This is a genomic window from Bacillus sp. CGMCC 1.16541 (assembly GCF_003184905.1).
Taxonomy (GTDB): domain Bacteria; phylum Bacillota; class Bacilli; order Bacillales; family Bacillaceae_H; genus Priestia.
Map to the genome: position 1 here is coordinate 322887 of NZ_QFRU01000001.1, position 23713 is coordinate 346599.

Sequence of the window (23713 nt, forward strand, 5' to 3'; positions counted from 1 at the left end):
TACACTAGAGCATGTTTTCTCTTTTTACGTACATTAAAAGTAGAGACAAACTTTATTGTTTTGTTTATGAGGATTGATAGATATGTATTATTTTAAGGGGGAAAAATCGTGTTTTTTAAAAACCGTGACTTATATGGAGCTGCTCAAGAAGCAGTAGCAACTGGACTTGGTGGATTTATGTTTCAAGAGCCTAAAGAAGATCAATCAAATGAAGTAGAAACAATGGAAGAAATTGAGGCTGAAATTGAAGCAGCTCTTGCTGATTTACAGGAAGACACACAAGAAGATAATAGTGACATGAATACAATGACTCAAACAACGGGCCTTCAACAGATTCAACAATTCACTAACGGCTCTCGTTCTAACGGCAATCGCTCTCGTTCTAACGGCAAGCATTCTCGCTCTAATGGCAAAGATTCTCGTTCTAACGGCAATCGCTCTCGTTCTAACGGCAATCGCTCTCGTTCTAACGGCAAAGATTCTCGTTCTAACGGCAAGGGTTCTCGTTCTAATGGCAAAGATTCTCGTTCTAACAGTAAGGGTTCTCGTTCTAACAGCAAGGGTTCTCGTTCTAACAGCAAGGGTTCTCGTTCTAACAGCAAGGGTTCTCGATCTAACGGCAATCGCTCTCGTTCTAACAGTAATCGTGAAGAACGTTCTATGCCTGAACGACAAAGTTCAAGCAACAGCACACGTATCTTCCGAGATGGAAACCAAGAAGAACTTCGCTTTTAAGTTCGTTATGTCAGTCACTATATTCACATAACCGTAGTGATTAGGCGGTGTCTCATAAAAACTAAGAAAGCTGACTTTTGTCAGCTTTCTTAGTTTTTATGAGATTTTTGACCATATTTTGCGTTATGTTCTGGTGTAGCGTCTTTTTGAATAGACACTTCGCTTGAAAACTCTTCATTCATTTTGTTATTTGGGTATTTATTTTGACGTTCACGATTGTTATTTTTATTTGTCATACAGTTCACCTCTTCACATTATTTTTCTTTACACTCAATAGTTTGAATCATCATCACTTTTTTATTTCATTAAAAATCCTGCTATTGAAAGAAAGATTTGGACTCCTTTTGTTTACATATTCTTTTCATTAAACATCACACTAAATGTAGAAGGAGAGGATAACTAGATGTCTACAAATAAAAAAATGTACGTAACACCGTCTAACACACCAACTCTTGTCATTAAAACGCACTTAGACCCTGATACAAACGAAGAGAAAAATCCTTATTTTACACATAAGCGAGATGAGAAGTTTGAACAATACTTCAAGCGTTCTTAATTCCAGCAACTCTTTAACCAAATTAAGCCGTTCTACAAATGTAGAAGAAGTAAAAAGATTAAATAAACAATCCGGGTTAACATATAACGAAGTATTTGCATTATTAGGAAAAAACTATTTAGATTCTCAACAACAAAAACGATAAAATAAAATCCTTCTCCTCTCTCCAGTTTAAAGAAACTCTGGAGAAGAAGAGAAGGATTATGATAAATGCGCTTTTACTATGCTCTATGAAAAGAACCGACTACTTCAGTCGTTTCTGTTATATTCACAAATGCATTAGGATCTGTATCATTAATCATTTTTTTGACATCTGCTAATTGATAGCGAGTAATAACAACCATTAACATTTTTTGTCTTTCGCCTGAATACGCACCTTCTGCATCTATTAACGTTACACCACGATATAAACTCGAAAGAAACTTCTGCTTAATTTCCTCTCCTTTTCTAGTTACAATCATCAGTGTTAATTTAATGTGCTTTGTATGAATGGTATCGACCACTTTTCCTGTTGCATATATGGCTACCATTGTATTTAGTGCAGCGTCCCAGTTAAACACAAAACCAGAAGCAATGACAACCACTGCATTCATTGCAGAAATTAAAGCTCCTAACGGGAAGTCCTTTTTCTTTGTCAATAGCATGGCAATAATATCAAAACCGCCAGATGAGCCTGATGAACGGAAAATGAGTCCAATTCCAATACCCGTTAACACACCACCAAATAACGAAGATAAAATAGGTTCTGTAGAGACTTGAACGATAGGAATAACATACAGACTTACTGATAATACAACGACTGATAAAATGGTATAAAAGATAAACCGCTTACCAAGTTTTAAAATACCTAAAATAAGCAAAGGTAAGTTTAATAAAAAGTTTAATACGCCGGTATTAAAGGGGGTAATAATCCCAAGCATAATGGCAACTCCGCTTAATCCACTACTTAAAATTTCGTGCGGAATAAGAAATAGATTATACGCAATCCCTACAAGTATCGATCCGATGATGATAATAAGTATCCTGGTCATTTCTGTTCTCCTCAATCATAAACTAAAAATAATTGAATTTATTATAGTAGAGGATTAAATAAAACAGAAAAAGATAGTTTTTTCTGAAATATCACTCATTCATATCAAAGAACTTCTTCACACGTTAAATTTTAAAGATACCACCAAATCCTTTCACAAGTGATGTTAACTGATTAACTGCCCCCATCATTTGTCCAGCTGTATTCATCATTTTATTCATGTCATAAGTTCCGTTTGATGTTTTAAATTGAGACATAAACGATTGCATTTGTGATGGTTGCTGTTTAATTCCTTGATTCATTTTCGGATAAGGTGTGACGTAAGGATTGTTCATATTCATCATATACGGTTGTTGAAATGGTTGCTGTGCATATGGTCCTCCATTCATTTGTGGAACTGGCATTTGAACGAATGGAGATTGCTGTGGCATGTAAGCTCCTTGCCAGTAAGCTGGCATTGGCCTCATCGGTTGAGTATATTGAGGAAACGGATAATATTGACTTAAATCAACATGATGTTGTTCAGTTGGATGATAATGATTTGCATGCATGCAATAACCTCCCTTTTATCAATAGTACATCATATGCCTATACAAGCTTATAGGTGATTTCCATAACGACTAAAACATTTTCATTAACGCATTATTTGTTGATATTTGTCGAAAGTTTCAATTTTTCAAATAAAAGAATTAACTCATATCTATGGTAAGATGAAACAAATGGGGATTAGGAGGGAATTTACATGTGTGTGAACGAACTTCGTAAAAGTTTTGTTGAATGTAAAAAGTACGAACCAGAACATCACAATGAACTTCTGGACTTTGCACAACAAAAATATTTAAAAGGGAACATTTCAATTTCACAATATAAGTCGATCGTGAAAGAGCTTGAATTAATTGGGGCTCAAAAACCAGACTTTGTGACTGTTGAAGAACATCATTAATGGATAAGACCATCAGCTTAAGGGTTGGTGGCTTTTTTGTTAGTTGTCGTTTGTTTTCCCTTCTTATTCCATACATAAGCGATTTCATTCACTCTCATATTAGTAATGTACTCTTAAAATAAAGGAGGCGTTTTAATATGAGTAGAGGAAAGCATTTTAATCATAAACGTCAAGGTCATGAACAACAGCCGTCTAAAGCTGCACAACAAGTATCTCCAAAAACAGAAGAAATAGTCGAATATTCAATTGAACCTTTTGCTCACGATGGAGAAAAGCCAGTTTCAACACGTACTGGAAAAGCGTAAACACAAAAAATCCCGCCTTGTTATGCAAAGACGGGATTTTCATTCGTTTGCTAAAATTGATTCTAATACATACTTATTTGCTTGATACATTTGTTTAAATCGCTTTTCACGTGTATCTTTATAAAACGATTGCAAAACCACATTATGCAAGTTTTCAATTGTTGACGTAATCTGATTAAGATGAATGTATTTCGGCTTTTCGTCCTGAATCCACTTTTTCGTTACCATTTCCCATTCATCAAGCTCTATAAAGAACGCGTCCACATAAGGCTTTACTTCCATATAAAAATCAGCTTCTGCTTCTGTTTGATGAACATGCAAAAGACGACTTAGAGCTTTCTCATTGTATACAAATAGTTTTTCAGTAAGCTCAATCACTGTTGATTTTGTTATCATTTTATTTTCACCTCTAAGTTGATATTGTATCATACATGTCTATAAATTTTTAGCTATACTGTTCGAAGGATGACTTCTCTTTTAGACTCTCTCCACCCTAACTGAGAATGACAATATTGCGTATCTTTCGTTGCTTTCTCTAAATCGCCTAAAGATTGATTAATTTGTTTAGCATGATCAAAGAATGACTTTTCTTGCTTAGTAACTGACTCATTTATCTTAACAGACATTTCTTTTTCCGTTATCTCTAATTGGGATAAAACATCATCTAACAAACTTAACACATCTTGTGTTGCTACTAAGTTTTGTTTCATCATCATCCCTCCAGACTGTTTTACTTATATATTCTCCCTCTTATCAGGTTCTCCTAGTGACATGACAAAACTAGTAACCATTCGTCAAAGAAAGTGATTTTACACCCGCTGAGTTAAAAATTCGACAACACATCCTGTTTGTCATAAGAATGAAATGAACGAAGTGGTAAACACTATTTCTAGTAGGAGGTGGTTAACAATGAGTCAAAACCAAAAGCAACAAAAAAAACAATCAAACAACGCTCCAAAACAAACAGAATCAAAAACATATGCTGATCCTAAGAAATTAAACGGCCCAAATCAGCCCTCTACTTAATGTGTAAAAAAGAGCGATTGAAAAGCATAACAACTTTTTCAATCGCTCTTTTTCACTTATTACTCTACTTTTCACCCGTAAATGAAATTCCTTTTACAAAATAGGCATTAAAAAAGGCATAAATAAATAGTAAAGTGTTTCATTTTATTGCAATGGATGATGAACATATGATTGTAACTTAATGAGTAAATGGAGTTCTACTTGTTTCTTTCGATACCACTTTGTCACGTTTATTTTAGGTGGAAGTGAAACATCTTTTTGCCATACTCTAATTTTTCTCCGACTCTCTTGCCAATGATTATCTTTAGATTGATGATGTGAAACTAGTGGAAAAGTTGTTCGTAAAATAGGTGTATGACGTTCTACGTCTTCTTTAAGATATTGCTCATAATCATATCTTGAACCTGTATGAATGGTTTGATTGGAAAACTGTAAAAATTCTTCATGATGAGCTGGATGAAATAAAAGTTTAGCTAATTTTTTACCCAATTCTATCCGCTTCGATTTTTTCCAAAAATCATGAACAGAGCAGCCATATAATTGCCCTTCTAACGTTGGAAATAAGACGCAAGAAAAATGGAGAAAGTCTTGAAAAGTAAAAATAAACGAACGAAACACCTTTTCCTGGTAAAATGGATGTTCAATGACTGGTTGTTGAATAATGTTTTGCTCATTAATAATTAACGATGTGCGTAAACGCTCTTGATCACCTTTTTCCCAAAAACGTTGCCATTCTTCTCTAATAAAAGAAGACACACCGAAATAAGGTAATAAATAAAAGTACGACTTTTGCTTTGCTTTTGAAACCGCGTAAATAAGTAATTGCGGATATACATCGTGAAAAATGAGCCAATTTGCTCGCTCATAAGTAAGAAAAAGGATATCTCTTGTTTGTTTCCTTAGCAAACGAGGCATCCACTTCCCTTCTAAGTCGCACATATTCCATCCAGCATTACGAGACACCATGCTCGCTAGAAATGACCATTGAATCTCTGGATAGTAACGATAATAGTCAGCATACGCAATTGTTCTTGAAACATTATCAATGTTCATTTTCTCTCTTTTGTATTTAATATAATGTAAGAGTCGTTTTTCAAATGACAATTCATTCATTGTACCACTTTCTTTCATAAAAAATAGTCGATTTACTAGGACTGTTTGATTATTTTTTCTGTTAGTTCTGTTTTTTCTGAAAAAACTTAATCAGTCCATCTCCTTATGATTTTTGGTATGATATATTATATATTTTTGACGTATTTACTTTTAAAGGGGGTAATGATAGAATGATTCGCTATCCAAATGGAAAACTGTATAGTCCTGTTCACCAAGGAAATACCCCTGCAAACAAGAAGCTACCAATAAACTATAGTAATCGAGGTATGACGCTTGAAGAAGATTTAAATGCAACAAATGACTATTATTTAACGCACGGTATTGCAGTGATTCATAAGAAACCAACACCCGTACAAATTGTAAAAGTTGATTATCCAAAAAGAAGTGCTGCCGTCATTAAAGAAGCCTACTTTAAACAAGCTTCGACGACTGATTATAATGGTGTTTATAAAGGGAAGTACATTGACTTTGAAGCAAAAGAAACAAAAAACAAAACCTCTTTTCCGCTTCAAAACTTTCATGAACATCAAATTCAACATATGGAACAAATTTTGAAACAAAATGGGATTTGTTTCGTCATATTAATGTTTACTACTTTTCAAGAAATATACTTACTCGATGCATCGCACTTACTTCCTTTATGGGATAATGTGCAGAAGGAAGGTAGGAAATCCATTCCGAAAAAAGAGATAGAAGAAAAAGGTCATTTAATAGAAGTGGGGTATCATCCGCGTATTGATTACATGAAAACTGTAGATAAATTGTATTTTTAAGAGTATGATATAAATGTTTACCGAAATCATTCTCTTACAATTAGTTGAAAGGTAGGAGCTTTTATGTCTGAGAATTATACTTCTCGCGAAGAACGTCGACGATCTCAAGGCGACAATAAACAAAAAAATAAATCATCTAGTTCAACACCAAAAAAGAAACGCGGAGGAATTTTCCGCAAAATCGTTGTAGTCGTTCTATTATTAGGATTTGTTTCAATGATTGCTGGAGCTGGCACATTTTTTGCACTCGTAAGCGATGCTCCTAAAATTGATGACTCTATGTTAAAAGATTCATTATCATCAAAGATTTATGATGTAAACGAAGAAAAGTTTGCCGAGCTTGGCGGTCAAAAACGTACATATGTACAATATGATGATATTCCACCTTTTGTAAAAGAGGCATTTCTTGCAACTGAAGATGTTCGTTTCTTTAAACATCATGGAATTGACTTTTATCGTATTGGTGGCGCTGTGGTTGCTAACTTCAAGGAAGGCTTTGGATCTGAAGGAGCTAGTACCATTACCCAACAAGTTGTTAAAAACTCATTTTTAACACCTGAAAAAACAATTAAACGTAAAGTACAAGAAATGTGGCTTTCTTTTCAGCTAGAAAGAAAGTATTCAAAGCAACAAATTCTAGAGATGTATTTAAACAAAATCTACTTTGCTAAAGGTGAAGTATATGGGATTGCAAAAGCTGCTGAGACATTTTATGGCGTCACAGACTTAAATGACCTTGAATTACATCAAGCAGCAATGCTTGCAGGTCTTCCTAAAGCACCAAACACGTATAACCCATACAACAACCCTGAATCAGCAACAAAACGTCGAAACATCGTATTAACTCTCATGGAGAGACATGGTTTTATTACAAAGGCAGAAGCTGACGCAGCGAAAAAAGTAGACGTGCAAGAAACATTAGTCGAACGAACAGAAGAACAAGAACAATATGCAGCATTCATTGACGAAGTCATTGAGGAAGTAAAAACAAAAACAGAAGCTGACGTGTTTTCTGCTGGTCTTGAAATCTACACAACTCTTGATCCAGAAGCACAAAGTTATGTAGAGAAAACGTTAAATACAAATGAAGTTGTTCAATTTCCAAACGAAAATTTCCAAGCTGCCGTTGTTCTGCTTGATACAGAAACAGGTGCTGTACGAGCAATTGGCGGTGGACGTAATCGTGTATCTCGTGGCTTCAGTTTAGCCACTGATAATTATCCACAACCTGGTTCAACCATTAAACCAATCTTAGATTTTGGTCCAGCAATTGAGCATTTAAATTGGTCTACTGCTCAACCAATCAATGATGAACCATACACGTACTCAAATGGTACAGCTATTAACAACTTTGATCGTAGTCATAAAGGATGGCTTTCTGCTCGTGAAGCACTTGGTCGTTCTCGAAACATCCCTGCTTTAAAAGCATTTCAAGCCGTTGGAGCTGAAAAAGCGAGAGAGTTTGGTGCTGGATTAGGTATTCCACTAGAAAAAGCAATTCCAGAAGCTTATTCCATTGGAGGATTTAATAAAGGAGTATCTCCCCTTCAACTTGCTGGAGCGTACAGTGCTTTTGGGAATAATGGGATTTATAATAAGCCACATACGGTAACAAAGGTAAAGTTTCCTGATGGAACTGAAATGGATTTAACACCTAAACCAAAAGTGGCTATGAAAGACTCTACAGCCTTCATGGTTACACATATGTTAAAGTCCGTAGTCGAAGAACCATATGGTACAGCTAGGGCTGTCAGAACGTCTGGATTAGAGATTGCAGGTAAGACAGGAACAACAAACTTTGATGCTGACGATAAAGCTAGATATAATATCCGCAGCGGTGGCGTAAAAGACGTCTGGTTTGCAGGATATACACCTAAATATACAGCAGCTGTGTGGACAGGTTACGAAAAATATTCAAGTGAAAACTATATTTATAGTCAATCTGAAAAAGACATGGCAAAGAGTATCTTTAAAAAGGTTGTATCTCATGTATCACAAGGAAAAGATCGAGGAAGCTTTAAACAACCTAATAGCGTTGTAAAAGTACCAATCGAAAAAGTTTCCGGTGAAGAGTTGAGAAAACCAAGTGCTGGTACCCCTAGTAATATGGTTGAAGAAGAATACTTTATTCGTGGTACAGAGCCAACAAAAGTTTCAAAGAAATTTATGGAAGCTGATCGTCCAAAAGGTGTGAAAGCACAATTCGACCCATCAGCAAATCAAATTAACGTAAGTTGGTCATATCCAGAAGATAAAATGAATGACGTTACATTCCAAGTAAATACGTCTGTAGACGGAAGCTCATCTCAGCAGTCTACAAAAAACACATCTATTGTCGTACCATCACCAACACCAGGTGCAACGTACACATTTACAATCACTGCAACATTTGGTGGTTCCACAAGTAAAGGAGCTTCTGCTTCCGTTAGAATTCCTGGCGGTGAAGAAGAGGAACCATCTGAAGACGAGAATGATTCGGAAGAACAACGTAAAGAAGACGATGATGAAGAGAAAGATAAGGATGACTCTTCAGATCAAAAAGAGAACAAAGATGATAAAGGTAAAGATAAGGACAAAGAGAAAGAGAAGGATAAAGAGAAGGATAAAGATAAAGAACAACAGCCACCACCTAATGAGGGCAACCAACCTTCTCCACCTCCATCCAATGATCAAGGTGGCCAAATCCCACCACAGAGTCCTGGAGATTCAAATGGTACAAATCCCCCTACAAGTGAAGGATAAAAGGATGCCATAGTCTAAGGTCTTTCAAACAAAAAGCCTATCTCAAATTGGAGAATCATGTTCCCCAATTGAGATAGGCTTTATTTTTTATGTATAATGACCAATTTAGCATATAATTTTTGAAGTTCTTGATAAAGTTCCGACAGTTGAATAAATGAATGATATAGATGGGGCTTTGTCATAATAAACGCTATCCGTTCACCTATGTTTATCGGTTTATAAGTAAGTTCCTTAACATCCTCATCTAAATGTGTTAATCGAGAAACTTTTACACCATTCATCCAAAATAGCGCACTAATAAAATTGGCTACTCCATATTTCATTGACATTTGTGTAGCATGTGCTTGTCGCTTTTTATGTAATAAAGCAATCTTTGTCTCTAGTTCGTTCCATAGTTCAAAAACATATGGCACAAAGTCTTGTGGTTGCTTCCAAGGCTCTTCAGGTTGTAAACGTAAGTCGTATGGAAAAAACGAAGATAACATCACTTCCTTAAACACTTTTTTTTCACAACGTTCCATGACAGATGCTTTCGAAAAGAATAAAGGATGATAAAACTGTGGTGGAACTTTCGTTTGCTTAGTCATTCTTTTCCTTCTCTCTCATTCGCTTTTTCCCTTCTCGACATACATCTAAAAGAGGACAAATATGACACTGCGGAGACTGAGCTTTACAATGGTATCGACCAAAGAAAATCATTCGATGATGAGTAACCGACCACTCTTCTTTCGGCACTTTTCGCATCAATGTTTTTTCAACTTCTAATACGGAGTCTTTCCAACGACAAATAGCTAAACGTTTACTTACTCTTTCAACATGTGTATCCACTGCAATTGCAGGGATACCAAATGCTACTGATACAACGACGTTAGCTGTTTTTCTTCCTACACCAGGTAATTTGGTTAATTCATCACGGTCTTGTGGTACTTCTCCACCATACTCATTAATAAGTAGTTGACATAATTTACGAATATTCTTTGCCTTATTACGATATAAACCAATTGAACGAATATCTTGCTGTAACTCTTCATCTGAAACAGCTAAATAATCTTCAGGCGTTTTATATTTTTGAAATAAATTCTTGGTTACCTTATTTACAAGTGCATCAGTACATTGTGCAGACAGAGCTACTGCAATGACTAACTCAAATGGATTTTGATGGTTCAGTTCACAATGAGCATCTGGGAACATTTCTGCCATCTGATCAAGACAATATCTAATTTGTTTTAACGTTAACATTTTACATCTCACCTTGCTATGTATTTTTAAATGTAACTAGAACAAAAAGCGAGAGACTAAAAATCTCTCGCTTTTTATTCTTGCCGGTTCGTGATAAAACCATGTTTTTGTATTTGAACAAAAGCAATCTTTTTTATGTCTTATATGTTAAGCACTTAATTAATTACTGCTCGAGCCAATTAAAGAACGGAACTGATGTATTAGAGGTTTCTTTTTCAATCGTTGGAGCCTTTTTAGACTGTTGTTGATGTTGACGAAACTTTCTTCCGTAACTTCGAGCTTGTTCAATTGTTTTAATTCCATTCTTTTTCCACTCAAATAAAATGCGATCAATATATCGAAAGTTAAGCTTTCCTGACATCACAGCTTCTCGTAAAGCAGCTTTAATAATGACAATATCATGATGGTCTTGGTCTACCCACATCGTTAATGTTTCACATTCAAATGGAGACAGAGGACGTCCAAATTCTTTTTCAAAGATTGAATATAAATCTAATTCATTTTGTTGTTGAACTTCAACTGATTGATGTTGTGTTTCTTTCACCATAAAATAAACAAGTTTTTCCCATAGCGGTTTTAAGGAATAGGTTTCAGAAATCATTGAGGCTTGATCATGATGCTGTTCAATTGTTAAAAAACCTCGTTGAATTAAACTACGTAACGTCTCCATGCAACCCGTACTTGAGATGCTCATTTTACTCGAAAGTTCAGCTGGAGTTGGAAATGCATTTCCTCCTTCAACTGCTACGTAAATATGCATGAGCGTCATAAATTCAACCTCATTCAATCCTAATTCCGCGTAATGATTCATTAATAATTTCGGAATGGACACACTTCCTTGTTCAAACCATCTTACTATATTTTCTTTATCCATATATGAACACCTCAACTTTTAGTATATCATGAAGTGGAAATCTTACGAACTGAATTACACCATTACCGAAAAATAAAAGCTCCCCTGATAGACACAGGGGGGCTTTATCTTATTGTATAGATGTTTAATTTATTTTAAGGATATAAACGGTTTAGTAAACGTGGGAACGGAATCGTTTCACGTACGTGTTCTACCCCACTAATCCATGCTACTGTTCGCTCTAGACCAAGTCCAAATCCTGAGTGTGGAACAGATCCGTACTTACGAAGTTCGAAGTACCATTTGTACGTTTCAGCATCTAAATCGTGCTCTTTTAAACGTTGTTCTAATAAATCCATATCGTGGATACGTTGTGAACCACCAATGATTTCTCCATAACCTTCTGGCGCAATTAAGTCTGCACATAATACAACCTCTTCATTATTTGCATCTGGTTGCATGTAAAAAGGCTTTAATGATGTTGGATAATGTGTAATAAATACCGGCTTATCATAGCTTTCTGCAATTGCCGTTTCATGTGGAGCACCAAAGTCATCACCCCACTGAATATCATCAAATCCTTTTTCATGTAAGAATTTAACAGCATCATCGTAAGAGATACGTGGAAACGGTGCTTTAATGTTTTCTAGTTTTGATGTGTCACGACCTAATGTTTTTAGCTCTAAAGCACAATTTTTTAATACAGATTGAACAACATGTGATACGTACTCTTCTTGTACTTTCAAGTTATCTTCAAACTCATAAAAAGCCATCTCAGGCTCAATCATCCAAAACTCAATTAGATGACGACGTGTTTTTGATTTTTCGGCACGGAATGTTGGGCCAAATGAGAATACTTTTCCTAACGCCATAGCAGCAGCTTCCATATAAAGTTGTCCACTTTGAGAAAGATACGCATCTTCATCAAAATACTTTGTGTGGAAAAGTTCCGTTGTTCCCTCTGGAGCACTTCCTGTTAAAATAGGTGGATCTACCTTTGTGAATCCATTCTCATTAAAGAACTCATACGTTGCACGAATAATTTCATTACGCACTTTCATCACAGCATGCTGACGCTTTGAACGTAACCATAGATGACGGTTGTCCATTAAGAATTCTGTTCCATGCTCTTTTGGCGTGATTGGGTAATCAACTGCTGCATGAATGACTTCTAGGTTTGTAACAGTTAGTTCATATCCAAATGGAGAACGCTCATCTGCTCGAACAACCCCTGTTACATATAAAGAAGATTCTTGTGTGATTGATTTTGCTAATTGAAATACTTCTTCGCCCACTTCTGCCTTTACAACAACACCTTGCATAAAGCCAGAGCCATCACGAAGCTGTAAAAATGCAATTTTACCACTTGAACGTTTATTTGCAAGCCAAGCACCAATCGTTACTTCTTGATCAACATACTTGCCTGCTTCAGAAATCGTAATTTTCACGATGAATATCCCTCCAAAACACTTACATAAAATGAAATGTCAGCAAATTTGTACTGACTTAAATTAGTTGATTCTGTTCTTGCAGTCAACTCGATTGTAAAAACAGAATCAACTAAGTATGTACGACCATTTTATTATACAATTCACTACTCACAATAACAAGAGAGAATCAAGTTCACAAAAAGTTGTAAAAACTCGATTCTCTCTACTTATTAGTTCATACGACGATTCATAAAGTTGGTAATGCGATCAATAGCTTTTTCGAGTAAGTCTAGTGATGTTGCATATGATAGACGAACATTCTCAGGAGCACCGAATCCCGAACCTGGGACTAACGCTACTTTTTCTTCCTCTAGCAGAGCTTCTACCCATTGATCAACCGTTTCAAATCCGGTCAATTTTGCTGCTTCAATAGCATTTGGAAATAAGTAAAACGCACCTTGTGGTTTAATGCACGTAAACCCTGGTACTGCTACTAGCTTATCGTAAATGATATTCAAGCGTTCTTCAAAAGCTTGTCTCATCGTTTCAACAGGCTCTTGTGTCCCATTGTATGCAGCAATCGATGCATATTGAGCAACAGACGTTGGATTTGATGTACTATGACTCGCAAGGTTTGTCATCGCTTTAATAATTTCTACGTTACCAGCTGCATACCCAATGCGCCAACCTGTCATAGAATGTGATTTAGATACCCCATTAATGATAATCGTTTGTTCTTTTAACTGCTGGGAAATCTCTGCAATTGATACGTGCTTTTCACTACCATATACAAGTTTTTCATATATTTCATCGGAAATAATGAAAAGGTTATGCTTCAAGCAAACTTCCCCAATGGCTTCTAATTCCTCACGACTGTAAATCATACCTGTTGGATTACTTGGTGAGTTAATAATCACTGCTTTTGTTTTATCTGTAACAGTTGCTTCTAACTGTTCAGGCGTAATTTTAAACTGATTACTCTCAAATCCTTCAACATAGACTGGTACACCTTGTGCTAATTTCACTTGCTCTGGATAACTTACCCAATAAGGAGTTGGGATAATCACTTCGTCACCTTCGTCTAAGAGCACTTGAAACAGCGTATAAAGCGCATGCTTCGCTCCTGAACATACAATGATCTCACTTGGCTTATATTCGATACCTTGATCGTCTTTGAACTTTTGAGAAATTGCTGTTTTTAATGATGCTAATCCCCCAGAAGGTGTATATTTTGTATGACCTTCATTCATTGCTTGTTGTGCTGCTTCTAAAATGTGTGCTGGTGTATTAAAGTCAGGTTCCCCTGCTCCTAATCCAATAACATCATGTCCTGCAGCTTTTAATTCCTTAGCTTTAGCTGTAATGGCTAATGTTGATGATGGCGTTAAAGCTGATACACGTTTAGCTAACTTCACTAAAATCTCCCCCTAAAAGCATCAAAATTTATATCACATATGTTTGTCACTAAATGTAATGTTGAACATATGGTATATTCACTCACAATTATTGAGATAAGCTATAGCGTTTTAAAAACTTACCACTTTCAAAATCAATATAGTAATATGTAAAGCGATCTTCCTCATCAATATACGTGATTTCCCATAGTGGTAGTTGACGTTCCATCCCTAAGCGAACAGACTTAATTTCTTTTGGATTTCGTTCCTTTTCAACGAGTGAACGAGCTTGACTTTGTGTAATTCCACTCGCTTCTTTTTTCATAATCATATCATTTTTTTTAACATCTTTAGGTATCCAAACAATTATCTTTTCACCTTTATCGTTTGTTGCTTTTACAATATAAAATGTATCTTTTCCAAAATACGTTTGTACGTTTGTCACATCTTTTAATTCATACTCTTTCTGAGCTAGTGCAACCGCTTTTTCTTCATCTCCCTGCTTACCTTTTACAGACTGATGATAAATAGAAGCGAATTGCCAACTAATCACAACGATAACTAAAATACCAATTAAAATACTCCACTTTTTCATAATAACCCTACTTTATGTACGATAAATTGTAAAAACTGCTTTATCTTTATCTTCTTCATCTAAAGCTAGTCCAAACATTAAGTCTTTCTTTTTTAATGTTCGGTTTAAACTATCTACGATTTTGTACAAATCAGAAGAATAGTCAATGCGAATTGTTGATAATACTTCAATTTTACTTTCCATCTGTCATACCTCCTTAAGACGTGTACACAAAAATTGCTATTCATAAGTTTCGTTACTTCGGTCACACTATACTTACAAAGTAATTCACACATTATTATAACAGCTTAAAATAAAATTACGAAAACTTTCTCAATAAAATTCTTTCCTACCCACATCATACAAAAGCAGCTTTTTATAAAAAGCTGCTCTTTTTTTAGGACATTTCCACGAAATTCGTGTCAGTAAACAACTAATAAGGAACTCTTCATACCTGAGGACTTTGAATGAGCACTTTTTAAGAATGAGAAGGTATGGAAATCATTTCATACTGATACTTCGTCATCTTCATTGCCACCGTTCCAGTTTGTTTGACATAGTGAATATCGATCCACATCTCATACAATCGCTCTAACAAATCTGTCTCAATTCGTCCTGTACTGCTTTCAAATATAATAGCTGCTTGTGGATCTACTTTTTCTAAAAATGGTTGAGATGTTGTCGAACCGATTCCATAATTGGCCACTTTTAATACATCAGTATCAGATAAGGGCAACTGACTTAGTTTTTTTTCAGTTATTAAATCGCCATTCGTCATGTAGAGAATTCGATTTTCACCATAAGTTACTAAGATGTCCATTGAAGGTGTCGTTCCCTCATGATGTAACACACGAACACTAATCTCTTTTGAGTACCGATGATTTGTTCCTTCTTTCCAGCTTTTATATAATACATCACTTCGCTTCTTATACTCTGCAGGTACATAGACGCGATTGGGTGAATAACGGGTTACAACTTCATTTAAATTATCGTCAAAACCGGGACCTGGCTTTGTAACAATGATGTCATCTACCTTTTTAACACCAAACGTATTCATAAGGTGAAACAATTCATGTTTAGAACGTTCGCTACCTGTATTAATTAAAAGATGATGATTGTGCCCGTCTTTTACTAAAGTGGCTTCTCCGTCCGACAGATTAAAAAAGACAATAACTGCTTCATCTTCGGATAAATCAAAGTCTACACTTTCTACTTTCATCGTATATCCTCGTTCTGGTGAACCAATAAGGCTTATGAAGCAAGCCATTATTAATGCAATAAAAGGCCGATTCATCTTCTCAGCTCCAACTTGATTTCTACTGTAAAGTGTCTTACAAATTAAGAATTGAACTACCCCCACTTACTCATTTGGCTTCGCCCTTCACATTTCTTGAAGATGGGGGGTTCTCGCCTATTTTAGATAAACCGTATAAATAATGACAAGGTTTTACTTAAAGGTTATTTCGTTTGATCCCACCAATTCTGAAGGTCCTCTACTGTTTCATGAAATGATTTTTTATTAACTTCAACTCTTGGTAAAGACATTAAAAAATACTTTCCATATGCAGAATGCGTAATGCGATTATCAAAGACAAAAACAGCCCCTCTATCCTCTTTTGATCGAATAAGGCGTCCAAATCCTTGCTTAAATTTAATAATAGCTTGTGGAAGAGAATAGTCCATGAAAGCATTTTTACCAGTACTCTTATATTTTTCTACTTTAGCCGCTACAAAAGGCTGTTCTGGTGGTAAAAATGGAAGTCGAACGATAATTAGACATGATAGTTTTTCACCTGGAATGTCAATGCCTTCCCAGAAGCTATTTGTTCCTAAAAGAATCGCTTTTTCAAATTGAGTAAAATCTTTTATCAATCGGTTTTTATTCCGAGTCGTTACTCCCTGTCCTAATAAAACAAATTCATCTTTATCATTTAGTTCTTTCATGTAACTATAGGTATGTTTCAACATGTCATATGAAGTAAACAATACAAGCATTTTACCATTAGTAACAGACGCAACATCTAATATGCTTTCCGCTAACAACATACTATATTCTTCTACTGATACAGAATTAACAGTTGGAAAATCTGTTGGGATAAACACTTTGGCTTGCCTTTCATATGGAAAAGGAGACGACACAGATAGCTGCAATGGTTGAAAATCATACAAACCTAATTCATTCATAATATAGTCAAACGAATTGTGAACGGTTAACGTCGCTGATGTTAAGATGACCGTTTGCTTGTTTGTGAAAAAATCATCTGCTAATTGATCTGCTACAGATACGGGCTGACTATATAAGAATGTAGCATTAGCTGCTCCTTTTGGCTCAATTTCAAACCATTTAACTGTCTCTTTTTCTTCTTGAAACAATAAGTGATAGAGACAATCATCGATTTCTGTAAACATGTTACAAACTGTAAAAAATTCGTGTAAAACGGTTTGCTCTTCCTTTTTAAATTGATTTAATGTTACTTCGACACTTGCTTGTTCACTGTGAACAATTCGTAGGAAATCACGCAACAAAAAGCGTACTCGGGAAGCTAATTCATGAATGGCTAACCAGTGATCACCTGTTTCTTGTTCTATATGATACCGATAACTAATCCGTCCAATATCAGCTGTTTTATTGTTTGCTTTTTTCATTACATATGAATGAATAAGCCTAAATAAGTCGTTACATTCAGCATGAAGCTTTCCAATCATCTCATTGACTGTATTTAATGAATTTTTATGGTGATGCTTTGACATCATCTTATACACATCTGCCAATAAGCCTTTCGTTTGTAGTGAACCAATGCGTGTTAGCAAAGTATGAATGGAAAAGTAGTCTAACTGTACGCCTAATTCTTCACTTGCAATTTCCTCTAAGTGATGCGCCTCATCAATGATGACACAATCATACGCAGGCAATAACGATTGCTTATTCATCACATCCATTAGTAATAATCGATGATTGGTAATAATCACTTGTGCATATTGAGCTCTTATTCGTGCGCGCTCGTAGTAAGAATAGGTATTCCAAGGAGGACGTACATCAAGGTGTGATGGGTTTGCTTCATTAATACGATCCCAAAATAATTTACCTCCAGATGGCAAATTAATTTCATCGATGTCTCCCGTTAACGTTTCAGTTAGCCACACAAGAATCTTTGCTTTTGTTAAGATAGCGTCGTAATTATTTTCCCGCTCTTTTAATAAATGAAGAAACTTACGAATGCTAATATAATGCTCTCTACCTTTTAATATAACAGCAGATAATGGAAAAGATAAAACTTGACTTGCTAACTTTATATCCTTCTCAATGAGCTGCTGTTGCAATGCAATAGTATGAGTAGACACTACCACTTGCTTTCTTTCGTTAACCGCGTGAATGACAGCGGGAATTAAATACGCTAACGTTTTTCCTGTTCCAGTTCCTGCCTCGATTAACGCATGCTCCCGAGAAGAAAATGCTTCATGAACAAAGTCCATCATTTCCCACTGTTCTTTTCGATCTTCAAAGTTTGTTATTACTCTCCCGAAGTATTGATTTCTCTCTTTAGAAAATGCTTCATAAGAAAACGGAATGACTGTATCTTTCACTTCTTCCTTTTCTATCTTTCGAATAGCCAAACCATGAAGAAATACATAGTGATTTTCCTCTTCTATTACATCTTGTTTCTGTTCAATCACATCTTCAATTAGTTCCCCAATCTCACTTTTTAGATGTAAGGATAAAGAATAAAGCTGCTTTAACGTGGTAAGAGGCAACCGTTTCATTTTTTCAATTAGCATTAATAAAATGTTTGCCGTCACTTCTGCGTCACTATCAGCTTGATGTGGATTATCATGTGTAATAGCTAAACATTCTGCTAATTGGTTTAATTTGTATCCATCGATGGTTGGGAGTAATATACGTGCTAATTCGACCGTATCAATCGTGGAATTATACAAAGTATCATAGCCATGATTATGTAATTCATCTTGAAGAAATGAGAGGTCAAAAGCCACATTATGTGCAACAAAATAAGAATCTTTTACTAACTCCAACACTCTCGGAGCAATGTCTTCAAATAATGGAGCACCTTCTACCATTTCATCATTAATGTGCGTTAATTGCTCAATAAATGGTGGAATTGGTATTTCTGGATTTAAAAAACTTGAGAACCGATCAACAATCTTTCCATTTTCAATGACAACAGCTGCAAACTGAATGATTTTATCTCCTTGCTTAGGAGAATGGCCGGTCGTCTCAAGATCAATCACAACAAAGCGCTTGTTCATAGATAACACCTCACAAAATTCTTCCTTTTTAGTATTCATGTAGCGTGAGTTGTGTATGTGAAAATTCATCATGGTTTTTTCGCTTTAAACGAACTTACCTTTAAGCTCTCATTATAACTCAAATTACTTTACCAAGCATAATAAATCATTTCTTCAAAAAAATAGCCTCCTGTTACTCAAAAATGAGTACAGAAGGCAATAAATAAACATCTTATAAAATTGTAGAAGCTGGTTCTTGTTGTAGTAACTGCTTAATTTGATTATGCTCATCCATAATTGCTACCGTTGGCTGATGGTTAGCTACTTCTTCATTAGGAACCATCGCATATGAAATAATAATCACAACATCTCCAGGCTGTACAAGACGCGCAGCAGCACCATTTAAGCAAACCACACCACTACCTCGTTCACCAGGAATCGCATACGTTTCAAGTCTTGCTCCATTATTATTGTTCACAATTTGCACTTTCTCATTAACCGCAATGCCTACTGCATCTAATAAGTCTTCATCAATTGTAACGCTGCCTACATAATTTAAGTTTGCTTCTGTGACACGCGCACGATGGATTTTAGCATTCATCATTGTTCGAAACATTGTTTATTCCTCCGTTATACGTCAAATGTTAAGTTATCAATTAGTCGAGCTTTTGAAAAAACAACCGCTACTGCGATAATGAGTTTACCTGATAGATGATCTACCTTCGTCAAATACGGGTATGAATAGATGTCAATATAATCAATACGACCACTTGTATGATGATGAAGATAGTCCTCTATTGCTTGCTTTACTCTCTCTGGATCAGTTTCTCCTTCGCTAATTAGCTGCTTCGCTTTTTGTAAACTTCTATAAATACTTGAGGCCTCGCTTCGTTCCTGTGTTGTTAAATATACATTCCGTGAACTTTTTGCTAGACCATCCTCTTCTCTAATTGTCTCAACGGGAACAAGTGTAATAGGAAAATGAAAATCGGAAATGAGCGCATCTACTACCGCCACTTGCTGTGCATCTTTCATTCCAAAATATGCTCGGTCGGGTGTCACGATATGAAATAGCTTTGTTAATACCGTTGCCACACCGTCAAAGTGACCTGGTCGTTTCGCTCCGCATAAAACATCCACTCGCTTTGTTACCGTGATCTCAATCGTTGGTTCATTTGGATAGATCTCATCTACTGTTGGGTAAAAAAGAAAGTCTACTCCCGCCTCTTTTGCCAATCGTTCATCACGTACAAAGTCTCTTGGATAGGAATCAAAATCTTCATTCGGTCCAAACTGTGTTGGATTCACAAAAATGCTCAGTACAACCGTATCATTCTCATTTTTTGCTTCACGAAGGAGCGTAAGGTGACCTTCATGTAAGTATCCCATTGTAGGAACAAATCCAATTTCGTTCCCTTCTGTTCGTTTTTGTTTGATACATCGCTGCATCTCACTAATTGTTCGAATGACTTGCATTTTACTTTCCTCCATATAAAGCGGCTAACTGCTCTTCTTTCATCGTAAATGTGTGTTGATCTTCTGGAAATGACTTCTCTTTCACTTCTGACACGTACTGCTTTAAACTTGGTACAATAACTTCATTCACACAACCGTACTGCTTAACGAATTTAGGTACTCTTTCCACCCCGTATGTTAAAATATCGTGATAAACAAGAACTTGACCATCTGTTTCTTTCCCTGCTCCAATCCCAATTGTCGGAATTGATAATCGACTTGAAATCTCTTTAGCAAGCTGCTTTGGTACACATTCTAATACAAGTGCAATCGCGCCTGCTTGCTCACATTTTACAGCATCGTCAATGAGTTTTTTTGCCGCTTCGGCATCTTTTCCTTGTACTTTATAACCACCGAGTACACCAACAGATTGTGGCGTAAGACCTAAATGAGCAACAACAGGAATACCTGCATTTGTCAAATCAGCAATCGTGTAAATAACATCGCCTGCTCCCTCGACTTTTAATGCATGTGCACCGCTTTTTTGAACAATGTCAGCTGCGTTTCGCATCGTTTCTGCTCTTGAAATATGATAAGACATAAACGGCATGTCCGTCACAACAAATGTATTGGGCGCACCACGTTTTACTGCTTTTGTATGATGAATCATGTCGTCTACGGTAACAGGAAGTGTGGAGTCATAACCAAGTACAACCATTCCTAAAGAGTCACCAACTAAAATCATATCGACACCTGCTTGCTCAGCATACGTAGCAGATGGGTAATCATACGCTGTTAACATCACAATCGGTTCACACTCTTTTTTCATTTTCATAAACTCTGTTTTCGTCTTCATGATCTTTCTCCTCCTTTTTTCAGAGGAGATGACTACCGAACGTTCATCAAGCAGTAAAAAATCCTTCTTCCAATCATTAAGGAAGAAGGATTTTGAACATTCAAACAATATCAGTAAATAGACGTTTGTCTAGTAAAGATTCGGTGTTTGTCATCCCTCTGTCCTAGTCCATCTCGGATCAAGGCAGATTAAATTAAGGTAAAAAAATACGAGTATCAGGTGAAGTTCTTTCGATACTACCCTGATACTCGTATTATAATGAATTTACAGATCATTTTCTAGTAGATAATTCAATGTCTGCTGAATGGATATGATGAAGAACACCTAAATCGTCTTCAATGAGTAACACACCATCTTCTGTAATCCCTTTTGCCCAGCCTTCGATAGAACCTCTTAACGTTCTAGCAATAATTCTTTTACCAATACTAATGGCATACGTCTCCCAAAGCAATTTAATTAAGCCAAAACCGTTTGTTAAGTATTCTTCATACAGCGTCTCAATTTTCAGGAAAATAGCTTGCATTAAAGCTGCGCGATTAATAGTTTCTCCTTTTTCAACCGCTAATGATGTTGCAATCTCCTTAATAGAATCAGAGAAGTCTTCTTTTTGCTGATTTACGTTAATGCCAATTCCAATAATAACAGAATGAATACGATCAGCATCTGCTTGCATCTCCGTTAAAATTCCAACCGCCTTTTTCCCCTCAATTAAAATATCATTCGGCCACTTAATTTGAGGAGAAATACCTGTTACCTCTTGAATGGATTGAACAACTGCTACCGCTGTTAAAAGTGTTAATTGTGGTGCATGTTGTGGTGGAACAGTTGGGCGCAAAATAACACTCATCCATACACCTGTCCCTTTTGGAGAGTGCCATACACGGTCTAGACGACCTCGCCCGGCTGTTTGCTGTTCAGCAACAACAACTGTTCCTTCTTCTGCTCCCTCTTGAGCTAATCGATGCGCAATTTTTTGAGTTGATTCAACTACTTCTTCATAATGAACGTGCTGTCCAATTCTCTTTGTTTGCAAACCTAAAATGAGCTCATTTTCACTCACTTTATTTGGTTTGTTAACAATTCGGTACCCTTTCTTTCTTACAGCTTCTAATTCATAGCCTTCTTTTCTTAAATCTTCGATGTGCTTCCACACAGCGGTTCTTGAGCAACCTAACAAATCACTGATTTTCTGTCCGGACACATATTCTTCTTCAGAATTTGTAAACATTTCTAACAATGTTCTTCTTATATCTGATTGCATGATTTCACCCACTCTTTTATCGCATCTTTATCATTTATTAATTGACCGTTCACGATGTTCATTTCAATCATTCTCAATACTTCTGAAAGCCAAGGTCCGCCTTTTTTATCGACCCACTTCATAACATCTGCACCATTGACCACCACATCTTGGAAAGAATGAATAGGCAGATCACTATGTACATTGATAATCCAAGACTCTTCTATTTGTCCGTTTCCAAGGACTTCACAAATCCGATTAACCGAAAGACTTGTCTCCAATCCATAGGTATAGACGAGCTCTGATGACCAACCTTTTTTACACACTTGTCGATAAGCGACTATGTTTTGCTTAATTTCTTTGATGGCTTTATTAGAAAGCTTCCAACTCTTTAAGAAGCGCTCTTCTTGTTCTTCCTGTAAAACAAGCAGTACTACCGCCCAGTACTCAGACAGGTTTTGAAGAAGACACCATCGATAAGACAATAGTTGTCGAAATACTTCATCACTTACAGCGAAATTGGGTAAATAAGTATATAATTTTGTATCAGCCAATAAAGCAAAGGCTTCAATTGGATTTGCGCCTTGCAAAAGCTTTTCAAACTCTACTTTAATTCTTTCAACAGACACATGTTGCAGAAGCTTTGCATGTTTCTTAATCGCTTGCTTTGTCTCGTCATCAAGTTTAAAAGAAAGTTGACTAACGAAACGAATGGCTCTCATCATCCGAAGAGCATCTTCATGAAACCTCTCTGAAGCGTCTCCGACCGTTGAAATGCCTTTGTTCATAATTGCTTCTTTTCCCTTAAAAGGATCTATGATATTACCATGCCGATTCATGGCAATCGCATTAATTGTAAAGTCACGTCGCTGTAAATCTTCTTTCAATGATGAAATAAATTGTACAGAAGAAGGACGACGAAAATCATCATACTCTCCTTCTGAACGGAATGTTGTAACTTCATATGGCTCACCTTCATGCAGTACAACAACCGTTCCATGCTCAATTCCAACATCAATCGTCTTCGGAAATAGGCTCATTACTTCTTCTGGCTTTGCAGAAGTGGCAATATCAACATCTCCAATTTCTCGACCAATGATTGAATCACGAACAGCACCTCCGACAAAATACGCTTCATGACCGTTTTGTTCAAGTTTTTTTAAAATAGTAAGTGGCTGAATAAATGGCTTTTTCATCCCAATCT

At 36.1% G+C, this 23713-nt stretch carries 26 protein-coding genes; 6 read left to right on the forward strand and 20 right to left on the reverse strand.

Annotated features, from left to right (window positions below):
- The first annotated feature begins 108 nt into the window (after positions 1-108).
- On the forward strand, positions 109-735 hold the full coding sequence (locus DIS06_RS20100) for a hypothetical protein (RefSeq protein WP_162595897.1): 627 nt from the start codon (positions 109-111) through the stop codon (positions 733-735).
- An 89-nt stretch (positions 736-824) separates the two neighbouring features.
- Here DIS06_RS20100 and DIS06_RS20370 read toward each other — a convergent pair whose 3' ends face one another.
- Positions 825-971, reverse strand: coding sequence for a hypothetical protein (locus DIS06_RS20370; RefSeq protein ID WP_204166762.1), 147 nt, complete (start codon positions 969-971; stop codon positions 825-827).
- A gap of 167 nt (positions 972-1138) precedes the next feature.
- On the opposite strand from DIS06_RS20370, the gene DIS06_RS20375 reads away from it, so the two are divergent.
- Positions 1139-1291, forward strand: coding sequence for a hypothetical protein (locus DIS06_RS20375; protein WP_204166763.1), 153 nt, complete (start codon positions 1139-1141; stop codon positions 1289-1291).
- A 221-nt stretch (positions 1292-1512) separates the two neighbouring features.
- Here the strand turns inward: DIS06_RS20375 and DIS06_RS06120 are convergent, their stop codons facing one another.
- A complete protein-coding gene (locus tag DIS06_RS06120) occupies positions 1513-2322 on the reverse strand; it encodes a YitT family protein (RefSeq protein ID WP_110112350.1) in 810 nt (269 codons plus the stop codon).
- Between the two features lie 124 nt (positions 2323-2446).
- Entirely contained in the window at positions 2447-2872 is a 426-nt protein-coding gene (locus DIS06_RS06125; RefSeq protein ID WP_110112351.1) for a YppG family protein, read from the reverse strand.
- A gap of 191 nt (positions 2873-3063) precedes the next feature.
- Here DIS06_RS06125 and yppF point away from each other — a divergent pair, with 191 nt between their 5' ends.
- Both yppF and DIS06_RS20380 read left to right on the forward strand, forming a co-directional pair.
- A complete protein-coding gene (gene yppF / locus DIS06_RS06130; protein ID WP_110112352.1) occupies positions 3064-3264 on the forward strand; it encodes a YppF family protein in 201 nt (66 codons plus the stop codon).
- A 137-nt stretch (positions 3265-3401) separates the two neighbouring features.
- Positions 3402-3569, forward strand: coding sequence for a hypothetical protein (locus DIS06_RS20380; RefSeq protein WP_204166764.1), 168 nt, complete (start codon positions 3402-3404; stop codon positions 3567-3569).
- A gap of 39 nt (positions 3570-3608) precedes the next feature.
- On the opposite strand, the gene DIS06_RS06135 is transcribed toward DIS06_RS20380, so the two are convergent.
- From DIS06_RS06135 to DIS06_RS06145, 3 genes are all read right to left on the reverse strand, one after another.
- On the reverse strand, positions 3609-3965 hold the full coding sequence (locus tag DIS06_RS06135) for a YppE family protein (protein WP_110112353.1): 357 nt from the start codon (positions 3963-3965) through the stop codon (positions 3609-3611).
- Between the two features lie 53 nt (positions 3966-4018).
- Positions 4019-4279: a hypothetical protein gene (locus DIS06_RS06140; RefSeq protein WP_110112354.1), complete on the reverse strand. Its 261-nt coding sequence runs from the start codon at positions 4277-4279 to the stop codon at positions 4019-4021.
- A 460-nt stretch (positions 4280-4739) separates the two neighbouring features.
- Positions 4740-5648, reverse strand: coding sequence for a DUF2515 family protein (locus DIS06_RS06145; protein ID WP_239421901.1), 909 nt, complete (start codon positions 5646-5648; stop codon positions 4740-4742).
- Positions 5649-5878: 230 nt separating this feature from the next.
- Between DIS06_RS06145 and recU the strand changes: the two genes are divergently transcribed.
- Positions 5879-6481, forward strand: a complete 603-nt coding sequence (gene recU / locus DIS06_RS06150; RefSeq protein WP_110112356.1) for a Holliday junction resolvase RecU — start codon at positions 5879-5881, stop codon at positions 6479-6481.
- 63 nt (positions 6482-6544) lie between these two features.
- Positions 6545-9223, forward strand: coding sequence for a PBP1A family penicillin-binding protein (locus DIS06_RS06155; protein WP_110112357.1), 2679 nt, complete (start codon positions 6545-6547; stop codon positions 9221-9223).
- A gap of 80 nt (positions 9224-9303) precedes the next feature.
- On the opposite strand, the gene DIS06_RS06160 is transcribed toward DIS06_RS06155, so the two are convergent.
- The 14 genes from DIS06_RS06160 to DIS06_RS06225 all read right to left on the reverse strand — a co-directional run bounded on the left by DIS06_RS06160 (position 9304) and on the right by DIS06_RS06225 (position 23705).
- Positions 9304-9810: a YpoC family protein gene (locus tag DIS06_RS06160; protein WP_110112358.1), complete on the reverse strand. Its 507-nt coding sequence runs from the start codon at positions 9808-9810 to the stop codon at positions 9304-9306.
- Complete coding sequence (gene nth / locus DIS06_RS06165; RefSeq protein ID WP_110112359.1) at positions 9803-10462, reverse strand: endonuclease III; 660 nt, start codon at positions 10460-10462, stop codon at positions 9803-9805. The genes DIS06_RS06160 and nth overlap by 8 nt, the downstream gene beginning before the upstream one ends.
- Positions 10463-10625: 163 nt before the next feature.
- Complete coding sequence (locus DIS06_RS06170; protein ID WP_110112360.1) at positions 10626-11336, reverse strand: DnaD domain-containing protein; 711 nt, start codon at positions 11334-11336, stop codon at positions 10626-10628.
- Between the two features lie 134 nt (positions 11337-11470).
- Positions 11471-12763, reverse strand: a complete 1293-nt coding sequence (asnS, locus tag DIS06_RS06175; RefSeq protein ID WP_110112361.1) for an asparagine--tRNA ligase — start codon at positions 12761-12763, stop codon at positions 11471-11473.
- Between the two features lie 212 nt (positions 12764-12975).
- Positions 12976-14160: a pyridoxal phosphate-dependent aminotransferase gene (locus DIS06_RS06180; protein WP_110112362.1), complete on the reverse strand. Its 1185-nt coding sequence runs from the start codon at positions 14158-14160 to the stop codon at positions 12976-12978.
- Between the two features lie 88 nt (positions 14161-14248).
- Entirely contained in the window at positions 14249-14734 is a 486-nt protein-coding gene (locus DIS06_RS06185; protein ID WP_110112363.1) for a cell wall elongation regulator TseB-like domain-containing protein, read from the reverse strand.
- A 12-nt stretch (positions 14735-14746) separates the two neighbouring features.
- Positions 14747-14917 (reverse strand): YpmA family protein, encoded by a 171-nt coding sequence (locus DIS06_RS06190; RefSeq protein ID WP_110112364.1) that lies wholly within the window; start codon positions 14915-14917, stop codon positions 14747-14749.
- Between the two features lie 274 nt (positions 14918-15191).
- Entirely contained in the window at positions 15192-16007 is an 816-nt protein-coding gene (locus tag DIS06_RS06195) for a ComEC/Rec2 family competence protein (RefSeq protein WP_110112365.1), read from the reverse strand.
- 164 nt (positions 16008-16171) lie between these two features.
- On the reverse strand, positions 16172-18979 hold the full coding sequence (gene dinG, locus DIS06_RS06200; protein ID WP_110112366.1) for an ATP-dependent DNA helicase DinG: 2808 nt from the start codon (positions 18977-18979) through the stop codon (positions 16172-16174).
- A gap of 211 nt (positions 18980-19190) precedes the next feature.
- Positions 19191-19574 (reverse strand): aspartate 1-decarboxylase, encoded by a 384-nt coding sequence (panD, locus tag DIS06_RS06205; protein WP_110112367.1) that lies wholly within the window; start codon positions 19572-19574, stop codon positions 19191-19193.
- A gap of 14 nt (positions 19575-19588) precedes the next feature.
- On the reverse strand, positions 19589-20434 hold the full coding sequence (panC, locus tag DIS06_RS06210; RefSeq protein WP_110112368.1) for a pantoate--beta-alanine ligase: 846 nt from the start codon (positions 20432-20434) through the stop codon (positions 19589-19591).
- Between the two features lies 1 nt (position 20435).
- A complete protein-coding gene (panB, locus tag DIS06_RS06215) occupies positions 20436-21269 on the reverse strand; it encodes a 3-methyl-2-oxobutanoate hydroxymethyltransferase (protein WP_110112369.1) in 834 nt (277 codons plus the stop codon).
- A gap of 271 nt (positions 21270-21540) precedes the next feature.
- Complete coding sequence (locus DIS06_RS06220; protein ID WP_110112370.1) at positions 21541-22530, reverse strand: biotin--[acetyl-CoA-carboxylase] ligase; 990 nt, start codon at positions 22528-22530, stop codon at positions 21541-21543.
- On the reverse strand, positions 22515-23705 hold the full coding sequence (locus tag DIS06_RS06225) for a CCA tRNA nucleotidyltransferase (protein WP_110112437.1): 1191 nt from the start codon (positions 23703-23705) through the stop codon (positions 22515-22517). The genes DIS06_RS06220 and DIS06_RS06225 overlap by 16 nt, the downstream gene beginning before the upstream one ends.
- Between the last annotated feature and the right edge of the window lie 8 nt (positions 23706-23713).